The 21,505-nt window shown below is 63.7% G+C and carries 19 protein-coding genes; 9 read left to right on the top strand and 10 right to left on the bottom strand.

The window, feature by feature from the left end; all coding sequences use genetic code 11:
- Positions 1–34: 34 nt before the first annotated feature.
- A complete protein-coding gene (locus AC1VNX_RS21860) occupies positions 35–976 on the bottom strand; it encodes a LysR substrate-binding domain-containing protein (RefSeq protein WP_483159353.1) in 942 nt (313 codons plus the stop codon).
- A 145-nt stretch (positions 977–1,121) separates the two neighbouring features.
- Positions 1,122–1,430 (bottom strand): hypothetical protein, encoded by a 309-nt coding sequence (locus AC1VNX_RS21855; RefSeq protein WP_483159351.1) that lies wholly within the window; start codon positions 1,428–1,430, stop codon positions 1,122–1,124.
- Between the two features lie 183 nt (positions 1,431–1,613).
- Here AC1VNX_RS21855 and AC1VNX_RS21850 point away from each other — a divergent pair, with 183 nt between their 5' ends.
- A complete protein-coding gene (locus AC1VNX_RS21850; RefSeq protein ID WP_483159349.1) occupies positions 1,614–3,152 on the top strand; it encodes a lactonase family protein in 1,539 nt (512 codons plus the stop codon).
- Positions 3,153–3,170: 18 nt separating this feature from the next.
- Here the strand turns inward: AC1VNX_RS21850 and AC1VNX_RS21845 are convergent, their stop codons facing one another.
- On the bottom strand, positions 3,171–3,992 hold the full coding sequence (locus AC1VNX_RS21845; protein ID WP_483159347.1) for an alpha/beta fold hydrolase: 822 nt from the start codon (positions 3,990–3,992) through the stop codon (positions 3,171–3,173).
- A gap of 403 nt (positions 3,993–4,395) precedes the next feature.
- On the opposite strand from AC1VNX_RS21845, the gene AC1VNX_RS21840 reads away from it, so the two are divergent.
- From AC1VNX_RS21840 to AC1VNX_RS21820, 5 genes are all read left to right on the top strand, one after another.
- Positions 4,396–4,704, top strand: coding sequence for a hypothetical protein (locus AC1VNX_RS21840; RefSeq protein WP_483159345.1), 309 nt, complete (start codon positions 4,396–4,398; stop codon positions 4,702–4,704).
- A gap of 322 nt (positions 4,705–5,026) precedes the next feature.
- Positions 5,027–5,887 carry a Hachiman antiphage defense system protein HamA gene (locus AC1VNX_RS21835; RefSeq protein WP_483159343.1) on the top strand — a complete coding sequence of 287 codons (861 nt, stop codon included), beginning with the start codon at positions 5,027–5,029 and terminating at the stop codon, positions 5,885–5,887.
- A gap of 46 nt (positions 5,888–5,933) precedes the next feature.
- Complete coding sequence (locus AC1VNX_RS21830; protein WP_483159341.1) at positions 5,934–9,044, top strand: DEAD/DEAH box helicase; 3,111 nt, start codon at positions 5,934–5,936, stop codon at positions 9,042–9,044.
- A 51-nt stretch (positions 9,045–9,095) separates the two neighbouring features.
- Entirely contained in the window at positions 9,096–9,641 is a 546-nt protein-coding gene (locus AC1VNX_RS21825) for a hypothetical protein (RefSeq protein ID WP_483159339.1), read from the top strand.
- 408 nt (positions 9,642–10,049) lie between these two features.
- Positions 10,050–10,655 carry a 2'-5' RNA ligase family protein gene (locus AC1VNX_RS21820; RefSeq protein WP_483159337.1) on the top strand — a complete coding sequence of 202 codons (606 nt, stop codon included), beginning with the start codon at positions 10,050–10,052 and terminating at the stop codon, positions 10,653–10,655.
- Positions 10,656–10,726: 71 nt separating this feature from the next.
- Here the strand turns inward: AC1VNX_RS21820 and AC1VNX_RS21815 are convergent, their stop codons facing one another.
- The 3 genes from AC1VNX_RS21815 to AC1VNX_RS21805 form a co-directional block, all read right to left on the bottom strand.
- Entirely contained in the window at positions 10,727–12,058 is a 1,332-nt protein-coding gene (locus AC1VNX_RS21815) for a sulfatase family protein (RefSeq protein WP_483159335.1), read from the bottom strand.
- Between the two features lie 52 nt (positions 12,059–12,110).
- Positions 12,111–13,106, bottom strand: a complete 996-nt coding sequence (locus AC1VNX_RS21810) for a Bug family tripartite tricarboxylate transporter substrate binding protein (protein WP_483159333.1) — start codon at positions 13,104–13,106, stop codon at positions 12,111–12,113.
- Positions 13,107–13,275: 169 nt separating this feature from the next.
- Positions 13,276–14,292: a Bug family tripartite tricarboxylate transporter substrate binding protein gene (locus AC1VNX_RS21805; protein WP_483159331.1), complete on the bottom strand. Its 1,017-nt coding sequence runs from the start codon at positions 14,290–14,292 to the stop codon at positions 13,276–13,278.
- A gap of 132 nt (positions 14,293–14,424) precedes the next feature.
- Between AC1VNX_RS21805 and AC1VNX_RS21800 the strand changes: the two genes are divergently transcribed.
- Both AC1VNX_RS21800 and AC1VNX_RS21795 read left to right on the top strand, forming a co-directional pair.
- Entirely contained in the window at positions 14,425–15,366 is a 942-nt protein-coding gene (locus AC1VNX_RS21800) for a LysR substrate-binding domain-containing protein (protein ID WP_483159329.1), read from the top strand.
- Positions 15,363–16,595 carry a DUF418 domain-containing protein gene (locus tag AC1VNX_RS21795; RefSeq protein ID WP_483159327.1) on the top strand — a complete coding sequence of 411 codons (1,233 nt, stop codon included), beginning with the start codon at positions 15,363–15,365 and terminating at the stop codon, positions 16,593–16,595. The genes AC1VNX_RS21800 and AC1VNX_RS21795 overlap by 4 nt, the downstream gene beginning before the upstream one ends.
- Here the strand turns inward: AC1VNX_RS21795 and AC1VNX_RS21790 are convergent.
- Entirely contained in the window at positions 16,568–17,188 is a 621-nt protein-coding gene (locus tag AC1VNX_RS21790; RefSeq protein ID WP_483159325.1) for a LysE/ArgO family amino acid transporter, read from the bottom strand. The genes AC1VNX_RS21795 and AC1VNX_RS21790 overlap by 28 nt on opposite strands.
- Positions 17,189–17,295: 107 nt before the next feature.
- Between AC1VNX_RS21790 and AC1VNX_RS21785 the strand changes: the two genes are divergently transcribed.
- Positions 17,296–17,760 carry an Lrp/AsnC family transcriptional regulator gene (locus tag AC1VNX_RS21785; protein ID WP_483159323.1) on the top strand — a complete coding sequence of 155 codons (465 nt, stop codon included), beginning with the start codon at positions 17,296–17,298 and terminating at the stop codon, positions 17,758–17,760.
- Here AC1VNX_RS21785 and AC1VNX_RS21780 read toward each other — a convergent pair.
- Genes AC1VNX_RS21780 through AC1VNX_RS21770 form a run of 3 tightly spaced genes read right to left on the bottom strand, consistent with a single transcriptional unit; the run spans position 17,757 to position 21,503 of the window.
- Positions 17,757–18,164: a YbaN family protein gene (locus AC1VNX_RS21780; RefSeq protein ID WP_483159321.1), complete on the bottom strand. Its 408-nt coding sequence runs from the start codon at positions 18,162–18,164 to the stop codon at positions 17,757–17,759. The two genes, AC1VNX_RS21785 and AC1VNX_RS21780, sit on opposite strands and share 4 nt — an antisense overlap.
- 7 nt (positions 18,165–18,171) lie before the next feature.
- A complete protein-coding gene (locus AC1VNX_RS21775; protein WP_483159319.1) occupies positions 18,172–19,257 on the bottom strand; it encodes a mechanosensitive ion channel family protein in 1,086 nt (361 codons plus the stop codon).
- Entirely contained in the window at positions 19,257–21,503 is a 2,247-nt protein-coding gene (locus tag AC1VNX_RS21770; protein ID WP_483162001.1) for an FUSC family protein, read from the bottom strand. Before AC1VNX_RS21770 ends, AC1VNX_RS21775 begins: the two co-directional genes overlap by 1 nt.
- Positions 21,504–21,505 lie beyond the last annotated feature (2 nt).

Raw genomic sequence — 21,505 nt, 5'->3', positions numbered from 1 at the left:
TTGGGTGCCTCGAGCGCAGTCAGATGCGCCCCCGCTACTCCCATGGAGGCAACTGCTCCAACAAGAACTCGTACAGACACTTCGCGGCTCGTGGCAGTTCGCGATTCGCACGCTCCAGCCACATCTCGGAAGACGGCAGCGCAGGAAAGCCATCTTCCGGCCCCAGGCTGCGTATTTCCGGCACCTCGCTGATCGTCGCTTCCTGGAAGACTCCAACTGCCAGCCCGGCCAGGACGGAAGCTCTCAGCACTTCCACGCTCGAACTCTCCTGCACGACCACCCAGCGCTTACCTGCGGCCCTCAGCGTCTCTTCCGCCCATCGCCTGAGAAGCGAACCCTGCGGAAGCAATGCCAACGGAACGGGCTGCTTGAGATGGGGCGCCGCTTTTCTCGAAACCGCCCAGACCACCGGGTCCTTGCGCAGCAGCACGCCGTTTCCTTCGCCTCCGCGGAAGGCGTTGATCGTGAGGTCGAATGCCGGCCCAAGCTTTCGCTGCATCTCGTCTGCCACGCCGACTTCGAGGTCGACGTGAATGGCCGGATAGATGTCGGCGAACTCGGCCAGCAGCGAAGGAAGCACCCTGGTGGCGTAGAAATTCGTCGCGCCCATCCGGACCTTGCCGCTGACGACGCCGGGCCGCAGCTTCTCCATGGTCTCGTTGTTCAAGGCCAGCAGGCGACGCGCGTAGTCGAGCAGCACCTTGCCTTGCTCCGTCAGCTGCAACTGCCGCTTGGGCTTCTCGAACAGGTCGAAGCCGATGCAGTCTTCGAGTCGCGCGATCTGCTGGCTGATTGCCGCTTGAGTGCGATGCAGGTAACGCGCTGCGGGCGTGTAGCCGTTGCACTCGACCACTGCGACAAAGGCGCGCAGCAACTCGGGCGCGAGCAGGCGGCCCCTGAGCATGTCTTTGCGATCCGCAAGCTCGTTGTCCGCACCTGAGCGCGGTGCCGGGTTTGATTTGTCGTCCCGTTGCATTTGTCTTCTTCCCGGCAGCTGGCTGCTGATACATGAAAGATCAGTTTACGTGAGCCAAAAATTTCTGAAATCATCCGCTGAAAGGCTCGATCACGAGTCGTTATTCGCCTCATAAGGACTATTTGTTTGCCTGCGCCGATACACGTCAAATAGGATTCCCCGCGAAAGCTTGCAGCCATGTTGGCTCTTGAAAACGGTGATGAATGATCAATAAAGCGGTGATCCTTGGTGTCGGATTTTTCTGGACTTCGATCGCATCTTCGGCAACTGCGACTCCACTCGACAGATTCATCGCGGATCGAGAGTTCTGCGCGTACATGGTGTCACTACCCGAGAACGAGTCGGAGGCGTTCCTGGCCCGATACCAAGCCGCAATGCGTGCCGCAATTTCTTTTGTCATCGAAGCGAAGAAAACGAAGACGCAGACGCAGGCAATATTTGAAATCAGGGCCAAGTGCGATGCGGCCTTGAATTCAATGCTTCATTACAAATAGGAGCTAGCCAGGAATTTCACTGAGCTGGGCCGGACTCTTTTTCAAGAGCCGTCTACCAGTTTTCGGGTATGGCGCAATTGGTGAGGGCTTGACACACTTGGAAACGCCTCGTGCAGGTTCCGATGTTCAAGCAAATCACACACATGTCCGCGCCTCTGCTGTCCCATGACTCTTTCAATCAGCGCCGGTGCTTTTTGCCCATGCCGGCGGATAGCGTGCAGTCCTTGTGGAGTTCTCGGCCGGCCCGCCTGAGCCGGGCCGCGCTGGGCGGCTTGATGATCGTCGGCGTGGCCGCCTGCGGCGGGGGCGGAAACAGCGGTGGCTTTGTCGCAGCTTTCCCGATGACAACCACAGCCCCGGCACCCGCTCCGGCTCCTGCCGCATTGCCAGAAACACCGGCACCCGCACCCACAGGACCCGCGCCAACCTACAAGGTGAGCGGCAAGGTCAGGGGCTTGCTCGGCACGGGCCTTGTGCTGCAGAACAACGTTGGCGACGACCTGGCCATCGCAGCCGACGGCAGCTTCAGCTTCGCCAACGAACTCGCCAGCGGCGCGGGTTACGCGGTCACGGTCAAGAGCCAATCCAGAATCCTGACCAGAACCTGCACCGTCAGCAATGGCACCGGCACGGTCGCGGATGCGGCCGTCGTCAACGTGGACGTCGTCTGTGCTGCGCCCCCGGTGCGCTTCGCCTATGCGACGAATGCAGGGTCCAACAACCTGTTTCCCTACACCGTCGACACCAGCACTGGCGTGTTGGGATCGATGGCCGCGCCCATGTCGGGGACAGGGAGCACCCCAATGGCCATCACCGTGGATCCCGCTGGCCGCTTCGCCTACGTGGCGAATCGAGGTGACAACACCGTGTCGGCCTATTCCATTGGCGCAGGCACCGGCTTCCTGGCTCCGGTCGCAACGATTACGACAGCGTCTGCGCCCCTGTCCATCGTCGTGGACCCCACGGGCCGTTTTGTCTACGTGGTGAATCAGGGTATCGACAAGGTGTCGGGCTACATCATCGATGCCAGCACCGGCAACTTGACCCCGATGACCGTGCCACCGGTGTCAGTGGGGTTCATTCCCAGCTCCATTGCCTTGGACTCCTTGGGCCGTTTTGCCTACGTGACGAATCGAGGCAACAACACCGTGTCGGCCTTTTCCATCGATGAAAGCTCCGGCGCCTTGAGCCCGCTGGCAGTGCCGACGGTGACCACAGGGAACAGCCCCAGTGCAATTGCCCTGGATCCCTTGGGCCGGTTTGCGTACGTGACGAACTCGGACGACAACACCGTGTCGGCCTATTCCATCGATGCAGGCTCCGGCCTCCTGACCCCGATGGCAACAGTCGCCACGGGGGTGGCTCCCCGCTCCGTCGCCGTGGACTCCACCGGCCGCTTTGCCTATGTGGCGAATACGATCGAAAACAACGTGTCGGCCTACAACATCGATACCAGCACCGGCGCCTTGACGCCAATGGTCGTTCCGAAGGTGGCCGCACGGGTTTCCCCCGTCGCCATCGCCCTGGACCCCACGGGCCGCTTTGCCTACGTCACGAACTCCAATTCCAAGGATGTATCTGCCTACACCATCGATGCAAACACAGGAGCCTTGACTCCCATGTCCGTGCCGACGGTGGCGACCGGGGGGATCGGCGCATCGTCTCTGGCTTTGTCTCGATAGCGCCTCCAGGCCACTCGTTCACAAGCCTTCGAGATACCGCCCCAGCACCGGGTTGAACTGCTGTGGCGCCTCGAGCGCAGGCAGGTGCGCAGTGCCCTGAAGTACGAAGCTCTCGGCCCCGGGTATGCGCTGCGCCAGCAGGCTGCATCGCTCCTGCAGGAGCGGCAGGTCGAGATCGCCCCACAGCACGAGCGTAGGTGCCCGGATCGCTTCCACGCGCTCCCAGGCTGAAGGCTCCTCGGTTGCCGCACCGGGGTGGGCGGCTCGCAAGGCCTTGCCGTTCATCGACAGGAAGAGCTGGCGCGCGTCGCCTCCCACTCGGCCTGCCGGGCTCAAGGGGCCGTCCAGCCACAGGCGCGCCTGAAGCTCGCTTTTCGCATCCAGATCGCCCAGCGCCTCGGCAGCGCTGATCGCGTCCATGATCGCCTTCACCGGCTCGCCATGCTGCGGGGCGGGTGCGCCGCTCACGCCCGGCGCAACAACAACGAGTCCGCTTACCCGGTCGGGCCGGGCCAACGTGGCATCGATGGCAACTCGGCCTCCCAGTGAGCAGCCGACCAGCACAGCCTTGTCGTAGCCCAGCGAATCCATCACCGCCCAGAGATCGGCCACATTGGAATGAGGCGTCGGATGCAACGTGCGCGAATCGCCGAAGCCCCGCCGGTCGTAGCTCGCCACCGGGTGCGCCGACGTCAGCGCGCTCCATTGACCGTGCCACATGCGCCGGTCCGCAACGTTGGCGTGCAGAAAAAGAACAGGCATGCCGGTGGCGCCATCGTCTGCCTGGTGCTCGACCGCAAGCGACGCGCCAGGCACTTCAATCCATTCCAGTTTGCTCATGCTCGCGACGATAGTGATCCAGGGCTGTGCTGACCAGCGAACGAGACTGCCTTCAGCCTCCAACTGTCAGAGCTTTGTGTCCCGCCACAGCACCCCGGCAGATATCCCGCCGATTCGAGAAATCCTCGACGAAATCTTTTCTCTTGCGCGGCTTCGCTTCTCTAAAGTGAATGCCCCTGTCGCAGGACGCCCCGCCTTGTGGGCGACGACCACCGATCGTGAAAGGAGCTCCCCCAACAGCTGACCCACTGACCTGATGAACCGCCTACCTCACGGCGGGTTGCCGGTGCTCCTCGGTGCACTGGTGCGAACGTGAGGCACAAAAGGCGACGGCCAGGGTGCGTGAACACCCTGGCCGTCTGACCACATGACGTGCACTAACTTTCGAAAGACAGCACACCAAATGGCTACGCGAATTATGGCCGGGCGTCCCACGCCCAAATCTTCCCGCCGCAGCAGCAGTAACAACACTACGCGCGGCACCAGCACCAAGCCCACGGCGCCCACCCCGACGCCCGACGAGGCGAGGGAACTACTCGAAATCAAACTGGCGCAGCTGAACTCGCTGCTTTGGTGCTGTTATGGCGACGGCAACGGGTGGTTCGAGGAAGCGGGGGAGAAGCATCGGGACAACATGCTCTGGATTGCTTCTGATCTGGCTCGGGAGGCAGAGATGTTGTTGGAGGTCAGTGAAGGGGGCACCAGCGTGTAAGACGGTGTCAACTGAGCATCCCACAAAGTAGGGATGCTCAGGATCTTCTACTCTCGCTACCGTAGTGCAGTTGAGGACCATAAAGGTTGGAGAGGCTGAGAATCGCTTGGAAAGTAGCAAGCGTTCGTGCCGCGATTGCTTGGAAAGCACATGGAATTAGGCGTTGAGAGGCTTGGCAATCTGGTTGTTGACAAGATCGCAAAACGGTCGCTAGATCGCTGTGGGATGAAAGATCGTCTCATGATGAGCCGTTCTGCAAATCGGCTGTCACAGAGTCGCGCCACCAAGAAGCTCAATCCCTAGATTTGCTGCGGAACGTTCGTTGCAAAATCAGCAGGGATACGCCCCCCGGATGGAGTTCAAAAAGTTTCCTCATCTCACCGTCTTGAAAAAAACCAAGAAGGGTGTCTTGTCGAAGGACGGCAGAAGAATCGATGTCTTCGAACTTCAGCTGCACTCGGCGAGCGAAGCTACCTTGTCGTTGTGGGCGCAGCATTTTCGTCAACAGTATTGCCTCGACTCGCAACTCGATCTCTTAAGGGACGGAACTGGTAAATCAAGAAGGGATTTTCTCTTGGAGCACGTCTTTCCATCCCCGACCAGCAAACTCGGGCCGGCTGTGCGTTCAGGCGATTTTGTTGAGATATTGGTTTCGGATATGCTGGAGCACCAGTACGGATATTGGGTCCCTCGCACCCGACATTCTGGCAAGGCTGTCCGGGACGAATCACCCCGTGGCAGCGACATTCTCGGCTTAAGGTTTGTGAGTCGTGTTGCCAAGGGATGGAGTCCGCAGGACGTGCTTTTAGTCTGTGAAGCAAAGGGGCAATTGAGCGGCAAAAAGCCCCGATCTAGGTTGCAAGACGCGGTCAACGACTCAGTGAAGGATGCGCTGAGGAAAAGTGAGTCTCTGGTGGCTGCAAAACGACGACTTCTACAGGAGGACCGGGTTGCAGACGCCAAGCGGATTGCAAGGTTTCAAGATCCTCTAGAACGTCCTTACCTTGAACACACTGGCGCGGCGGCAACCTTCTGCTCAAGTGTTCTCGATGAAGATTTGATTCGAGCCACAGACTGCTCGCAGCACCCCAATCAAGAAAACATCATGCTAATCGTCGTCCATGCGGCGACTCTGATGAGCTTCGTTCATTCGCTCTACGAAAGAGCTGCCAATGAGGCCTAGCGAACAGGCACGACGTGCTGCTGCAATAACCCTATCCAAGGGGAAGATGTATGAATATCGCATTCCTGTAGAAGATCACATTGACCTTCCAGAAGGTCTTGACCTCGAAGATCAATTCCCGCTTGCCATTGGGACCATAGGCGACTACGCCGCTGAGAAAGTCGATAACGCAGTTGGCTCGCTCATAAAGACTGAAATGACGGATTCGTCTGATGTCCAGTTTGCTGCCAAAGCCCTTCATGCATTCGTGGAGGCACGGACGAACGGCAGTATAGAACACGTTATCCGTCTTCTTAGTTCGGCGGGCCACTATCTTGCAGGTAGGCCGGGCGATTCTGTGGTGGTTGCAAAAGGAATTAGCCAGTTTTCCCAGGCTGCTGATCCGCTTGCAGCGGCGCTGCATTGGGCATTGGGAAAACCTTGGAGCGAATTAGTACCGGGCATTGATTCGCACCCTCTTGCAAAGGCCCTTCTAGTTTCGCTTGCTCAGCACTTTAGGGATGGCATCAGTGAAACACTTGCGTCGCAAGTTCGAGCCATAAGAAGCTGGGCTTACGCAGTTGGTACGCCGCACGAACTCTTGTTCTCAGATCTGCTTGGTGCTGTCTCACTTTACCGGATGGAGCGGTCTGCGTGGAACTTGCTGCCCACATACAGTGGATTGGAGCGTGCCATTTGGGCTCCCTACCTCCAGCGCGCTACCGCTGTCCAAGAGATGTGGCCTTCACAGCAGATGATGGGCGTTGCAGGGCTCTACTCAGGACAATCTGCCGTAGTGCAAATGCCGACTAGCGCAGGCAAATCACGAGCGACTGAGCTTGTCATCCGTTCCACTTTTCTGGCCAAACGCACGAAGCTCGCAATTGTTGTCGCACCATTTCGAGCCCTGTGCCAAGAGATCGCTTCGTCGCTTCGAGATGCCTTCGTTCCAGACCGATATCAAGTGAATCAGGTAAGTGACGCGTTGCAGCCAGACTTCGTGGCTGAACTCTCCCCGTTCTTCGATGGGACGTTCGATGCCAATCCAAGTGTGGTCATACTCACTCCGGAAAAGCTTCTGTACATCCTTCGACAGAGTCCACTCCTCATCGGGCAGGTCGGCCTCATCGTCTACGACGAAGGGCACCAATTCGATACAGGCAGTCGAGGTGTGACGTACGAGCTTCTATTGACGTCCATCAAGCGATTGCTTCCCAAGGAATCGCAGTCGGTCCTGATCTCTGCAGTGATTCGCAACGCACCAGCACTCGCGAGCTGGCTCCTTGATGCTCCAGAGCATGTTGTTGCGAACTCTCAAATTCAGACCGATAGACTGGTCGCGTTTGTAAGCTGGCGAAGTGAAAAAGGCGACGGTCAGCTGCATTTCACGCGACGAAGTGCGGACGCTCAAGACTTTTTCGTTCCACGGGTTATCACTCTCGAAGTTCTGCCTGCCCGTGGAAGGGAGACAAAGCAAAGGATATTCCCCTCGCGCAAGAGCGGCCCGATCGCCCTCTATCTTTCGCTCCGTGTTCTCCCGAATGGCGCTGCCGCTATCTTCTGTGGAACCAAGCGCTCTGCCGCAGCGCTTGTGCGAGAGTCGGTGAAGGAGGTGTTCGAAAGGGGGTCTTCACAGACTCCACCTGCAACGTATTCCGCGCCCGATGAGATCGAGAAGATGCGGACCATGTACTCCGCGAACTTCGGTGACGAGTCCTATCTCACGAAAGCAGCCGCTTTGGGCATATTCGCCCATCACGGAAACACGCCGCATGGGATTCGATTGGCGATCGAATACGGGATGAGGGCCAACCTTCTACGCTTGGTAGTTTGCACGTCCACCCTTGCACAAGGGGTGAATCTTCCTATTCGCTACCTATTCATCACAAGTACATGGCAGGGTGAAGATGAGATTCGTGCACGCGACTTTCACAATCTGATGGGACGTGCAGGTCGTGCTGGTATGCACGGGGAAGGTACTGTGGTTTTTACAGGACCGGACCTATTCGACAAGCGTAAACGGACGTTAGGTATTCGCAAATGGGAAGAGGTCACTCGGCTGCTAGAGCCCGAAAGCTCCGAGCCTACGGGGAGTTCGCTGAGGGAGGTGCTCGCTCCTTTGATGAATGATCGAGGGTGGCGAGAGCTAGCCGGTCCTTCAAGGTTCGACGTCGTGAGGCAGTTGGTAAGAGATCCGACGGCGCTGAAAGCGTCTTTCGATTCTCTTTCAACTCGTCTGCGTAACGAAAAATTCTCAACGAAGTCACTACACGCGCAAATCGAGAGCAAGGAAGAGGTGCTTGCTGCGATCGAGAGCTTCCTAATGGCGTACCGAGCGACCGATGACTCGGAGAGCTTCTACGCGACTGCTCGCGACCTAGCTGAGGAGACTTTCGCTTACTCGCTCGCAACTGAGGAGGAGCGCCAAGCGCTCGTCGAGCTATTTGACTTGATTGCAAAGAGGATCGAGTCTCAGGTATCGGATGTTGCAGTTCAGGCGCGCTATGGAAAGACACTTCTTGGCCTTGCAAAGGCTCGTCGAATTGATGAATGGCTCGAAGAAAAGCGCTTCGAACTAGAGATTTCGGAAACGGACGAAGACATTCTTGACCTACTTTGGCCATTGCTGATAGAGCTAACTCGAGAGAGTCGTCTGCACGACACAGATCCTCCGAAGGCCATTCAGGATATGGCGAAGGGATGGATTGCTGGTAAGCCCTACAGCGAGTTGCTACTGACTCTCTCGAGGTTAGAAGCAAGCTTTCCTTATGGAGAAAAGAGGCGAAACTTCACCATCGACATGGTGATTGGCTTGTGTGAGCAAGCTTTCGGATATGAGTTTGGGTTGCTTCTCGCAGCAGCCTCTGCGGCGATTGAGCAGATGGAATTTTCCCAGAACATACGAGATGGCCTTGTCCGATCTATTGAGAAACTACAAAAGCGGCTCAAATACGGGTTGCCATCGGCTACCGCCATTTCCCTTTTTGAGATCGGCTTCTCAGAGCGAGTGGTCGCTCAGGCGTTGGTGAAATGCCTAGATGAAGAGGTCGTCTTCCCTAGTCAAGCCCGCAGAAAAGTGGTTCGCGAGAAAGAAAAAATTGCTCGCGTCTTGGCTGCCTATCCGTCGTACTTCGCGGATGTCTATCGCACGATAGTCGATTCAACCCTATCGACGTAGTTGCGGGGCGAGAGATGGACGGTGTTGTGAAAACTATATGTAGGAGATGAAATGCAAGAGCAAAAATGTGCCCGACGGACAGCGCTTCTCTGCTTGTATTGCATCGGAAACATTGCTGGCTACAGGGCCGGATGGACACAAGAGGAGCCGAAGAATCTACGAATAGGGCGGGACTTTTGGGTGCGTGCGAACGGCAACTTCCTCGACATTGCTGTCCTCGAATGGTGCAAGCTATTTGCCGAGCGCGACGGAAAACATCACTGGAAGCGATGTCTCCTTCCAAGTTTTCGGCAAGATCTTTTTGAAGGCCTAGCAACGACGCCAGAGCAGTTCAAGAAAAGCTTAAAAGTAGTTAAGGCCTATCGCGACAAGCATGTCGCCCATCTTGATGACGTAGGCGCTCGCATTTACCCTGAGACTGAGTTCATGTTGAGCTCTGTGAAGCTTTTATATCAGGCGCTAGTGATTAAAGCAGAGCAGAGTGGGTATCTTGATGATGCTCCAATGTCGGTGGAAAACTTCTATCAGGAGCGGCTTGCAGCTGCACAGGCCGAAGTGTTGGCTGCAGGCACGGCTGATCTAATGGTGGCAGAGTGACCTTCGGGTAACGCGTGTCCAGTCTCTCTCGAACGGTGCGTAGCTCGGACGTGGTTCTTACGTCTTCGACATACCTTTATCGAGTCCCAAACTCAGAGTCATGTCCTTCGGAGTAGCCGGCATAGTCGAATCCAAATTGTCCAATACGCCCGCATCGTAGCCAGCCTCCTCAGCTTCTTCTTCGCCAGATGCGCTCGCTCGCGCCCGTCGCCGGGGATGTTGAATAGGCACTCGTTGTCGTCCGCATTAGGTGTGTTCTATCGCCGTTGCGCATGGCTTTCTGAAAGTAATGGCCGTGCCGGGAGCCGTCGCAACTCTGGCGCTGGTGCTGTATAAGAGTTGACGATGGTGCATTCGACTCGTGTCGAATGCAGGGCGGGCAAGCACGGCGCTGCCACCTAGTATCCAATGACCCCCACCATGGACATCGACCCCTTCACCCCCGCCGATGCCGTGCGCCGCGCGCGCCTGGAAATGCCCATGCTCTACGCCTGGCTCAAGCCCGACGAGGCGGTGCAGGCAGCCATCGCCGAGCATCGTGCGCAGTGGGTCTGGCGCACGCAGCCCAAGCCGAGTCTCCCGAAGCCGAACCGGTTGCACATGACGCTGTGCCACATCTCGCCGCAGGGCGATGCCGCCGTCGAAGGCATCCGGCAGGCATTGGGCGAGCTGCGCATGGAAGAGGGCTTCGATCTGCTGCTGGACTGGTCCGGCGTCTGGGCCCACAACGGCATCGCCATCGTGCGCCCGCAGCCGCACTCCGCGCTCGACCGGTTGCAGCAAGCCGTGGTGCGTCAGCTCGCGCCGTGGCTGTCGGGCCGGCATGACGACTGGGCGCCGCACATCACCATCGCCCGCAAGGCATCGGGGGCTGCGGCGCCGGCCATGCCGCCGGTTCGGTGGCCGGTGCGCGAGTTTCTGTTCGTGCGCTCGTGGCTGAAGACGCGGCCGGTGTGGCACGAGGTGCTGGCGTCTTATCCGCTTCAGCCACCCGGCAGTGTTCCGCTGCCGTAGCAGTGACGCTGCGCAGCGTCACTGAATGAGCGAAGGGCATGACGGCAGGGAGCCCTGCCGTCGCCGATTGCTTACCTCTGCGGCATGTCCTTGACCGAGTACCCCAGACTCACAGTCGCATCCTCCGGAATCGCCGGCATGGTCGCATTCCAGGCCTGCCAATCCGCCCGCATCGCAGCCAGCCTCTCCGGCTCCTTCTTCGCCAGGTTCGCACGCTCGCGTTCGTCCCCGGGGATGTTGAACAGGTACTCGTTGCCATCGACCTTCAGGTACTTCCAGTCGCCGTCGCGCAGGGCCTCTTGCCCGCGATGGTTCATGCGCCAGTGCAGCGGGCGGCGGAAGCTCTTCGATGCGTCCTTGAGCACGGGCATCAGCGAGACGCCGTCCAGCGGGTAGTCGGGGTGCGCGGCCACGCCGGCTGCGTCGAGCATGGTGGCCGACCAGTCCATGGTCATGCACAGCTGGGTGCTCTCGCCGCCCTTGGCGATCACTGCGGGCCAGTGGGCGATCCATGGCACGCGGATGCCGCCTTCGGTCAGGTCCATCTTGCCGCCGACCAACGGCCAGTTGTCGGAGAAGCGTTCGCCGCCGTTGTCGCTGGTGAACACGACCAGGGTGTTGTCGGCCATGCCGTGCTTCTTCAGCGAGTCCATGATCCAGCCGATGCCTTCGTCCATGTGATGGATCATGCGGCGGTACACGTTGATGTTGCCGCCGGCCAGGTCGAACAGGTTGTCCTTGATGTTCGGCGCCTTGGCCGCGTCGTCGCGGGTTTCCCAGGGCCAGTGGGGGGCGGTGTAGTGCAGGCTCAGGAAGAAGGGGGCGTCGTCCTCTTTCTTCTGAAGCTCTGACATGCGCTCGACGTAGTCGACGGCGCGCTTCGAGAGGATGTCGGTGAGGTAGCCGTCTTCCTGCTTGTCTTCCTCGCCGAACCACAGGTCGTGGCGGCCGGTGGAGTCGCAGTGGGTGAAGTAGTCGACGCCGCCCGACATGGGGCCGAAGAACTCGTCGTACCCCGAGCGCAGCGGGCCGAAGGTGGGCGGGTAGCCCAGGTGCCATTTGCCGATGAGGGCGGTCTGGTAGCCGCTGGCCTTCAGCAGCGAGGGCAGGGTGGGGTGGTCGGTGGGCAGGCCCAGGGTGGTGCTGCCACGGCTGCGGCTGTTGATGGGCTCCTCGGCCGCGCCGCGCAGGCGGTACTGGTAGCGGCCGGTGATCATGCCGAAGCGCGTGGGCGAGCACACGGGCGAGTTCGAGTAGCCCTGCGTGAGCTTCAGGCCGTTGGCGGCCAGGCCGTCGAGCACGGGCGAAACGGGGCCGAACGCAGCGTCGCGGCCGCCGTAGCAGCCGAGGTCGGCATAGCCGAGGTCGTCGGCGACGATGAAGATGATGTTGGGTCTTGCCATGTCTCTCTCTTGGGCTCTCTCGCTTGGTTCTTTATTTATTGCTCGTAGGGGGTCAGGGCTGGTAGCCCGATTTCTGGACGACGGGCGCCCACTGGGTGCGGTAGGCCTTGAGCATCGCGGCGGTCTGCGCCTGGGTGCTCACCACGGGCGTCATGCCCGAGTCCTTGAACTTGCGCTGGGTGTCCGGGTCCTGCATGACTTCGCGGATCACGGTGGCGAGGCGCTCGACCTTTTCCTTCGGCATGGTGGCCGGGGCGAAGAAGGTGTTCCAGCCGGTGGCGGCGAGGTCGAGGCCGGCTTCCTTGAAGGTGGGCACGTCGGGCACGAAGGGCGAGCGCTTGGTGCCCGAAATGGCGAGGATGCGGACCTTGCCGGCGGTGTGCTGCGGCAAGACCACGTCTTCGGTGTCCACCGCGATGGGCACTTGCCCGCCGACCAGGTCGTTCAGCAGCGGGGCCGAGCCGCGGTAGCCGATCACCTGGGTCTGCACCTTGGCCTTCTCGCCGACCATGAGGCCGAAGAAGTGCGGCAGGCTGCCGGTGGCCGGCACGCCCACGTTGGCCTGGTTGGGGTTGGCGCGCATCCAGGCCAGCAGGTGGTTCAGCTCGCGCACGGGCAGGGTGGGCGACACGGCGAGCGCGAAGTTGTAGTCGTTGACGTACGACACGGGCACGAAGTCGCGGTCGGGGTCGTAGTTGTTGTCCTTGAAGACCAGCGGCGCCACGATCATCACGGCGGGGTTGGCGAGCATCAGCACGTTCTGGCTGGCGGGCGTGGTCTTCACCTGCTGCGCCGCGAGGCGGCCGCCCGCGCCGGGCTTGTTGTCGACCACCACGGGCACGCCCAGGCGGGAGGTGAGCTTGTCGCCCACGATGCGCGCCACGCGGTCGGTGGCGCCGCCGGGGGCGTAGCCGACGACGATGCGCAGGGGCGTGTCGAACTTGACCTCGGCGGCCGCCGCGCTGGTGGCGAAAGCCGTTGCAATGCCGGCAATGGCCAGCATGCCGGCAAGGCGTCGGGTGATGGAGAGGGATCGGGTCGGCAGCATGGTGGGCAGGTCCTTGTCTTCGTCGTTCAGGCGATGGCTATCGATGGCAATCGAGTATGGCCGCGGGATCCGCAGTTGCGGACGATTCTGAAGAGGCCGCGCTCGATTGATCAAATCAACCATTTACCGGACTTACCCTTCCTGCTGCTCTTTCCTTTCATCTGCCCGGTCAGTCGACCTTCATGCCGGTGGCCTTCACGATGCGGCCGTAGCGCGCCTGGCTGGCGGCCAGGTGCTCGCTGGCAGCGGTGCCGGTTTCTCCCAGCGGCACCATGTCGAGCGAGGCGATGCGAGCCTTGATCTCGGGCAGCGCCATCGCCTTTTGCAGCGAGGCACGCAGCGTTTGCGCCACAGGCTCGGGAGTGCCGGCGGGCAGCATCGAGACGTAGAGCACTTCGAATTCCAGGCCCTTCAAGCCCAGCTCGCCCACGGTGGGCACCTGGGGCAGCAGCGGCGAGCGTTGCTTGCCGGTCACGGCCAGGGCACGCAGCTTGCCCGCCTGCACCTGCGGCAGCAGGCCCGGCGTGGCGAGGATGCCGGCCTGCACCTCGTCGCCCATCAGCGCCAGCACGGCGGGCGCGTTGCCCTTGTAGGGCACGTGGGTGATCTTCGCGCCCGTGTCGCTGGCGAAGATCTCGGCGGCGATGTGGCCCGGGCTGCCGTTGCCGGCCGAGCTGAAGGTGGCGGGCTCGGCCTTGGCCTGGGTGATGAACTCGGGCAGCGTCTTCGCCTTCACGCCCTGCGCCACGCCGAAGGCCAGGCCCGAGGAGCTGAAGATCATCAGCGGCTTGAGGTCCTTGGCCGCGAAGGGCATCGAGGCGTACAGGTGCGGGTTGATGGTGAAGGTGCTGTCGATGCCCAGCAGCACGGTGTAGCCGTCGGCCGGGCTCTTGGCGACCAGGTCGGCGCCGATGTTGCCGCCCGCGCCGGGGCGGTTGTCGACGATGAAGGGCTGCTTCAGGTCCTTCTGCAGCGCGTCGGCCAGCGCGCGGGCGAGGATATCGATGGGCCCGCCCGCCGGAAAGTTGACGAGCAGCCGCACCGCCTTGGTGGGGTAGGGCGCGTCGGCGGCAAGGGCCTGCGTGGTGGCGGTGGCCCCGAAGGCGAGGGCTGCGCAGGCCGCAAGGGCAGTGGCGAGGCGGCGGCGCGTGCCGCGAAAGGTGTTGCTGGGCGAACCGGTGGTCATGTCGTCTTGTCTCCGTTATCCAGGGCAACTCTAGGTGCGCGGCGGGGGCGGCACAACTGAAAGCTCTTCTGCCAGCTATTCCGGCTGGTTATATTGAAGCGGCCAATCTCCCAAGGAAACACCGTGTCAGCCATGAACTTTGGGCGCCTGAAGATGCGCCACCTGCAGTGCCTTGTGATGGTGGCGCAGGAGCGCAACCTGGTGCGCGCGGCCAAGGCGCTGTCGCTCACGCAGCCGGCGGTGTCCAAGACGGTCGCCGAGCTGGAGGAGATCGTCGGCCGCCAGCTGCTGCTGCGCCGCCGACGCGGCGTGGAGCTCACTCCCGCCGCCGAGGTGCTGGTGCGCCATGCCGTCTCGGCGCTGCGCGGCCTGCGCGAGGGCCTGGGCCTGGCCATGGACCAGCCCGAGGCCGACCAGCTCCGCGTGGCAGTCGGCGCGCTGCCGAACATGGTGGCCAACCTGCTGCCCGAGGCCGTGGCCTCGCTGCACCTGTCGCAGCCGGCGCTGCGGGTGCGGGTGGTCAGCGGCACCAATGCGCAGCTCATGACGCAGCTGCGCCAGGGCGAAATCGACCTCGTGCTCGGCCGCCTCGCGCAGGCCTCGGCCATGGCCGACCTGGCTTTCGAGCAGCTCTACAGCGAGCCGCTGCTGCTGGTCGCGCGGCCCGGGCACCCGCTGGCGACGCGCCGCAAGCCGCCGCTCGACGCGCTGGCGGGCCATCCGCTGGTGCTGCCGGTGTCGGGCACGCTGATCCGGCACACGGCCGATGCATTCCTCATCGCGCAGGGCATGGTGCTGCCCGGCCGGCTGGTGGAGGCGACGGACACGAGCTTCGTGCTGGGGCTGCTGCAGCGCTGCGATGCGGTGTGGTTCGCGCCGCAGGGCGCCGTGGAAGGGCTCATCGCCCAGGGCGAGCTGAAGCGGCTGGCCATCGACACGTCGAGCACCGAGGGACCGGTGGGGCTCACCGTGCGGCGCGGCGACGCGCCGGGCGAGGGCGCGCGGCTGCTGATAGAGACCATCCGCGAGATCGTCGCGGCGAGGCCCCGCGCGCCCGAGGGGGCGCCGGCATGAGCGGCGGCGAAAAGGCAGCCCCCGGCGAGCGCCAGTCGCTGGTCGACGCCCTGCGCGGCTTCGCGCTGCTGGGCATCCTCGTCGTCAACATCGCGAGCTTTTCCTCGACCTACTACGGCGCGGGCATTCCCGACCCGATGGCGCAGTCGGTGCTCGAACGCGCGGCGCTGCTGGTGCGCACGCTGGTGTTCGAGACCAAGTTCTACCTGCTGTTCTCCTTTCTCTTCGGCTACAGCTTCACGCTGCAGATGCAGTCGGCGGAACGCAGCGGAAAGTCTTTCGCGCCACGCATGCGGCGGCGGCTTGTGGGGCTGTGGGTGCTGGGGCTGCTGCATGGCGTGCTGCTGTATCACGGCGACATCCTCACCACTTATGCGGTGCTGGGCGCGGTGCTGCTTTTGCTGCGGCGGCGCAGCGACGTGTTCATGGCGCGTGCGGCGGTGTTCCTGGTGCTGGCTACCTCGCTGCTGTGGGCGGGCATCGGCTATCTGCTGGTGAAGGCGGGCGTGTCGAACGACACGCGCATGGCGCATGCGGATGCCGTTGCCGCGCTGGTCGCGTATCGCGGAACGCCGGCCACGGTGATCGTGCAGCACCTGCGCGAGCTCTCGCAGATCTGGTGGATCACCGGGCTGGTGCAGGCGCCGACCGCACTCGCGATGTTCTTCGCAGGCTTCATCGCAGGGCGTCGGGAACTGTTCGCGAATGCCGAGGCGTACCGGCCGCTGTTCTGGCGTCTGCTGCGCTGGGGGCTGGTCATCGGGCTGCCGGGGGCGGCTGTGTACGCCTTTCCGTCGATCCGGCTGGACAGCGCGGTCCGCGAACTCTACGGGCTCGCCGCCACGCTGCTCACTGCGCCATTCCTCACGGCGGCCTATGCGGCCGGCCTTGTGCTGCTGATGCTGTCGCCGCACGGCCGTGTGCTCGAAGGCATGCTCGCACCGGCAGGCCGCATGGCGCTGACCAACTACCTGATGCAGTCGCTGGTGTGCGCATGGCTCTTCCTGGCCTACGGGTTGCGCTGGATCGGCACCATGGGGCCGCTGGCCGCCACCGGCATCGCCTTCGCGATCTTCGCGGCGCAGCTGGTGCTGAGCCGCTGGTGGCTGGGCCGATTTGTCTATGGGCCCGTCGAATGGATGCTGCGCGCGTTCACGAACCTGGAGCTTCCGCCGATGCGGCGAAAGCCCACGACAACGGCTCAGCGCGGCAGCAGCGTCGACAGCTGATAGACCGCGAAGGCCAGCAGGATCGCGCCCGACAGCCGGTTGATCGACTGCATGGTCTTCGCGCTGAGCTTGTGCCGCACCGACGAGACCATCGTCGAGAGCCCCAGCCACCACAGCGCGGAACCGAGGAACACGCCGAGCACCATCGTCGCGCCCTGGCTGCCGCCTGCAACGTGGCCCGTCGAAATGGAAGCGAACACCGCGACGAAGGACAGGATCGTCATCGGGTTCGCCAGCGTTAGGAAGAAGACCGAGAGCGTGGCCTTCAGCGGCGTGGTCGCGTCTGCCGCGTGCCGGGCCTCGGTTGCCACCGGCGCGCGAAGCAACTGCACGCCCATCCACGCCAGGAAGGCCGCGCCGCCCAGCGCCAGCGGCACGCGTGCAGCCACCATCGACGCGATGACGGCCGACACGCCGAGCGCGCCGATGGCACCGTAGCAGGCGTCGGCCAGCGCGGCGCCGAGCCCGCTGAGAAAGCCGATGGCGCGGCCGTGCGCGAGGGTGCGCTGGATGCACAAAAGGCCGATGGGGCCGACGGGTGCTGCGATGGAGAGGCCGATGACGAGGGCCTTGAGGAAGAGGGTGGAGTCCATGCGGTAAATTGTCTTTACCGCTTCGCCTGAAGAGAATGGCGAAGCTCAGGCGGAATGCGCTTCCTGCCTGAAATTCAAGACGAATCGACCGCCGAAGCCTGAAATCCATGGAAATCGACAGCAAGAACTGGCAGATCCTCGAAGTGCTGCAGGCCGATGCGCGCACTTCGCTCACGGCGCTGGCGCGGCAGGTCGGCCTGTCGGTGCCATCGACCTCGGAGCGCGTGAAGCGGCTGGAAGAAGCCGGCGTGCTGGCCGGCTACCGGGCGGTGGTGCCGCCGCGCAAGGTGGGCTACGGGGTGATGGCGCTCGTCGGCATCACCACGCCGCAGCCCGACAAGGCGCGGCTGCTGAAGCTGCTGGACGGAAGGAACGAGGTGCTCGAGTGCTTCCACGTCACGGGGCAGGACTCGTACGTGCTGAAGGTGGTCGCGCGCGACATCGGGCATCTCGAAGCCTTCGTGAGCAGCATCAACCACCTGGGCGAGACGCGCACCTCGATCGTGATGTCGGAGTCGATTTCGGCGCGGGCCGTGGCGGCGCCGAGGGCGCAGGAGCAGACTGGACGCTAAGGCGCCGGAGGCAGCGGCCGCGACCACAGCCAGGCCAGCACGCAGGCCATGCACCCGATGGCCAGCGCGGCCAGCCACGCGCGGTGCGCGGTGAAAGACACAATCACCGCGCAAGCCGCCATCGTCACGGTCGCGCTCCACTTGGCGCGGCGGCTCACTGTGCGGCCGTTGGCCCAGTTGTGCAGCAGCGGGCCGAAGAGGCGATGGTTCAGCAGCCACGCGTGCAGCCGCGGCGAACTGCGGGCGGCGGCCCATGCCGCCATCAGGATGAACACCGTGGTCGGCATGCCGGGCACGATCACGCCGATGAGGCCCAGCACCAGGCACAGCACCGCGAAGGCATGGAGCAGCGCTCGCGTGAGCGCGGACTTGCGTTCGGGGGCTGGGGCCGGCTCGGGCTTCAAGACATGATCAGGCCGGGGCCTGGCCTTGTTGCAGCGGCTGTTCGCGCTCGGGCAGCCCGTCGGCCGAGATGCGCATCTTCGGCAGGAACTGCGGGTACTCGCGCTGCATGAAGTCGATGAGGCCCTCGCGCACGCTGCAGCGCAGGTCGAAGGCCAGGCCCGAGGTGGCGGCCGTGCACAGCACGCGGATCTGCATGGTGCGCTCGGTGGCGTCGGTCACGCGCAGGTTGAAGAAGCGGCCGTCCCACTCGGGCGCGGCCTTCACGATGCGCTCGGCCTCCTCGCGCAGCGGGGCGAGCGGCATGCCGTAGTCCACGTAGACGAACACCGCGCCCAGCAGCTGCGACGAATGCCGCGTCCAGTTCTGGAATGGCTTCTCGATGAAGTAGGTCAGCGGCAGGATCAGCCGGCGCTCGTCCCAGATCTTCACGACCACGAAGGTGCCGGTGATTTCCTCGACGCGGCCCCATTCGCCCTCGACCACCAGCACGTCGTCGATGCGGATGGGCTGCGCCAGCGCGATCTGCAGCCCGGCGATGAGGTTGCTGAACACGGGCTTGGCCGCCAGACCGGCCACGATGCCGATCACGCCGGCCGAGGCCAGCAGGCTCGCGCCCACCTGGCGCGCGCCGGGGAAGGTCATGAGCATCATCGCGCCGCCGGCCACGATGACCACCGACATGGCGGTGCGCGCCAGCACGCGGGTTTGCGTGAGCACCCGGCGCGCCTGCAGGTTGTCGGCGACGTCGGAGGGGTTCTGCGCCAGCACGCCGTCGGCGAAACCGCTGATGGCCTTCACCGCGAGCCATGTGGCGGCTGCAATGAGCAGCAGGCCGGTGAAATGGCGCACGTTGCCGATGAAGCGCAGGTCGTCCGGCGCGCCCTGCCACACCATGGTGAGCGCCACCAGCGGGAACACGAGCCGGGCGGGAGCCCTGCAGTTGACCACCATCGCATGGATGGCGGGCGCGGGGCGGGTGATCCGCCTGAGCACCATGCCGACGATGCGGTGGGCGAGAAGAGAGAGGGGAACTGCGATCAGTGCGGCAATCCAGGTGCCGAACCAGGGATGGGCGAGTATCTCTTTGGTCATCAGGCGGGGGTCGTCTTCGCTTGTGCTGTTGTCTCGTTCAGAGGTTGAAGAATGCGCGCCGCGTCGTCGCGCAGCTGCGTGGCGAGTGCCGTGGCCAGATCGAGCCGGCGAAGCAGCCAGGGGCTGATGTCGTTGTCGAACGGGTCGGGCAGGGGAATCGGGCCGCCGACGGCGGTCGATCCGGAACTCTCGGGGTGGGAGGGGCCGGTGGTCGGAATGGTTCCGATGGCGGCCTCGATGCGTTGTGCGGTGCGGCTGATGGGCCCCTCGACCTCGGCGGGCGTGAGGCGGTCGCGGCGCAGCACGAGCATCGACTTCACCGCGCTGAGCTGCGCCAGGAGCTGGTAGCTGTGGGCCTGCAGGTGCTCGAGCGGCTCCAGCGGCGGCTGCACGGCGCGCGGCTCGGAAAGCGAGCGCTGCGTGGCCTGCACCAGCGCCGAGAGGCTGTCGTAGGCCTCGCGGCGCGCGAGGCGCCATTCGAGCTCGGGGCTGCTGTCGATGGCCTTGAGCTGGCCCAGGCCGAGCGCGAGCCGCGCATGGCGGGCCTGCGCGGTGAGCACGCGCGAGACCAGCGCCGGAATCTGCGTGCGCTCCCACGAGGGCAGCACGTAGCAGAAGGCCCAGGCGATCGCGGCGCCGATGAGCGTGTCGGCGATGCGTTCGAAGAGCGCGAAGATCGGCGCGATGCCCACGTTCAGCATGTGGGCCTGCACGAGGCCGAGCACTGTGGCCGCCACCGCGGTGATGAGGTAGCGCCGCACCGCGAAGCTGTGCGCGATGGCCTGTGCCACCGTGACGCTGACCAGCAGCATCAGCGCCGACGGGTGCGCCGACAGCAGCCCCACCGCCAGCACGCAGCCCAGCAGAGTGCCGGCCACGCGGGCGTTGCGGCGCTCCAGCGTCTGCGAGAGGCTGCCGCGCAGCACGACCACGATGGTCAGCAGGATCCAGTAGTCGTGCGAGCCCCAGGGCATCGACACCGCGATGGCGTAGCCGGCCGCGATGGCCAGCGCGGCGCGGATGGCGTGGCGCAGCGGCGGCTGGTCCCAGCTCCACAGCGTGAAGAAGGGGCGCAGCGACCAGTCGGTGGGGCTCACGAAGAGCTGCCAGTTGGCGCGCACCACGGCCAGGTTGGGCTCGGCGTCGCCGCGCGCCATGGCCGACAGGCGCAGCACCTCGTCATTGATGTGGCCGATGCGGCTGGCCAGTCCGCGCGCGAGCATGGCGGCAGTGGGGCCGATGTGGCCTCCGCTGTCGGTGCTGTCGTCGGCCGAGACGTGGATGGCGGCCAGGCGCGGGCGGCGGTCGGCCACGGCGTCGGGGTGGCGGCCGAAGAGCAGGGCGTCGGCCAGCGCGACGGTTTCGTCGGCGAGCTCCTCGAGCACGCGGCGCATCTCGATGAGTGCCTCGGCATGCGCCGGGTGGGCGCGCAGGGTGTCGAGGTCGAGCTCGCTGGCCAGGAGCTGGTCGCGCATCTCGAGCACGATCACCAGCATGGCGGCCAGTCGCTGGCGGCGCGGGGTGCGCGGCGATTCGAGCACGATGTCGCGGGTGGCCTGCAGCTGGTCGGCCAGCGCGGCCTGTTCGCGCAGCAGCTGGCCCAGCAGGGGCGCGGGGGTGTCGCGCACGTCGCGGGTTTCGTCCTGCGGAAGGAACTGGCTGGCCTCGGTGCGCATGAGCGCGGCCAGCGAATACAGCACGTCGGCCACCGACTGGGTGCGAAAGCGCCCGTTGAGCGCCAGGTTGGCGAGCGTGGCCCACACCACGTACAGGCCCGCGCCGAGGCCGAAGTGCCAGGTGCGCTTGATGACGTCCGCCATGTCGGGGGGCGGCTGGGTGGCCATGGAGAACACCATCGAGAACATCACTGCGATGGCGATCGGAATGCCGCGCTTGCCCCAGGCCATGGCCAGGAAGGCCATGAAGGTGGCGGGCACCAGCAGCAGCCCGAGGCGGATGGGGGCGCTGTGCAGCATCTGCACCGCGAAGAAGAGCGGCAGCCCGATGAGGGGCGCCGGCAGCATCTGCAGGAACTTGCCGCGGCGCGGGCCGGGCAGGTCGGGCGGCGCGGTGACGATCACGCCGGTGGCGGCGGCCGAGGCCGCGAGGGTGCCCAGCCAGAGATGGACCCCGCCGGAGATGAAGAGCAGGCCCAGCGCGACGGTGAGCCCGCTCGCGACGTAGTGGCTCAGCGCGATGCGCAGAGCTGCACGGACCCGGGGCGCGGCGTTGCTGGGCCCCAGCATCG

This window comes from Variovorax sp. TLI9-5A, assembly GCF_056867935.1.
This window is presented reverse-complemented; position numbering and strand designations above follow the sequence as displayed.

Coding starts and splice junctions, on each gene's coding strand:
- AC1VNX_RS21860 (WP_483159353.1), bottom strand. CDS start 976: ATGCAACGGGACGACAAATCAAACCCGGCACCGCGCTCAGGTGCGGAC.
- AC1VNX_RS21850 (WP_483159349.1), top strand. CDS start 1,614: ATGTCCGCGCCTCTGCTGTCCCATGACTCTTTCAATCAGCGCCGGTGC.
- AC1VNX_RS21845 (WP_483159347.1), bottom strand. CDS start 3,992: ATGAGCAAACTGGAATGGATTGAAGTGCCTGGCGCGTCGCTTGCGGTC.
- AC1VNX_RS21840 (WP_483159345.1), top strand. CDS start 4,396: ATGGCTACGCGAATTATGGCCGGGCGTCCCACGCCCAAATCTTCCCGC.
- AC1VNX_RS21830 (WP_483159341.1), top strand. CDS start 5,934: ATGTATGAATATCGCATTCCTGTAGAAGATCACATTGACCTTCCAGAA.
- AC1VNX_RS21825 (WP_483159339.1), top strand. CDS start 9,096: ATGCAAGAGCAAAAATGTGCCCGACGGACAGCGCTTCTCTGCTTGTAT.
- AC1VNX_RS21820 (WP_483159337.1), top strand. CDS start 10,050: ATGACCCCCACCATGGACATCGACCCCTTCACCCCCGCCGATGCCGTG.
- AC1VNX_RS21815 (WP_483159335.1), bottom strand. CDS start 12,058: ATGGCAAGACCCAACATCATCTTCATCGTCGCCGACGACCTCGGCTAT.
- AC1VNX_RS21810 (WP_483159333.1), bottom strand. CDS start 13,106: ATGCTGCCGACCCGATCCCTCTCCATCACCCGACGCCTTGCCGGCATG.
- AC1VNX_RS21805 (WP_483159331.1), bottom strand. CDS start 14,292: ATGACCACCGGTTCGCCCAGCAACACCTTTCGCGGCACGCGCCGCCGC.
- AC1VNX_RS21800 (WP_483159329.1), top strand. CDS start 14,425: ATGAACTTTGGGCGCCTGAAGATGCGCCACCTGCAGTGCCTTGTGATG.
- AC1VNX_RS21795 (WP_483159327.1), top strand. CDS start 15,363: ATGAGCGGCGGCGAAAAGGCAGCCCCCGGCGAGCGCCAGTCGCTGGTC.
- AC1VNX_RS21790 (WP_483159325.1), bottom strand. CDS start 17,188: ATGGACTCCACCCTCTTCCTCAAGGCCCTCGTCATCGGCCTCTCCATC.
- AC1VNX_RS21785 (WP_483159323.1), top strand. CDS start 17,296: ATGGAAATCGACAGCAAGAACTGGCAGATCCTCGAAGTGCTGCAGGCC.
- AC1VNX_RS21775 (WP_483159319.1), bottom strand. CDS start 19,257: ATGACCAAAGAGATACTCGCCCATCCCTGGTTCGGCACCTGGATTGCC.
- AC1VNX_RS21770 (WP_483162001.1), bottom strand. CDS start 21,503: ATGCTGGGGCCCAGCAACGCCGCGCCCCGGGTCCGTGCAGCTCTGCGC.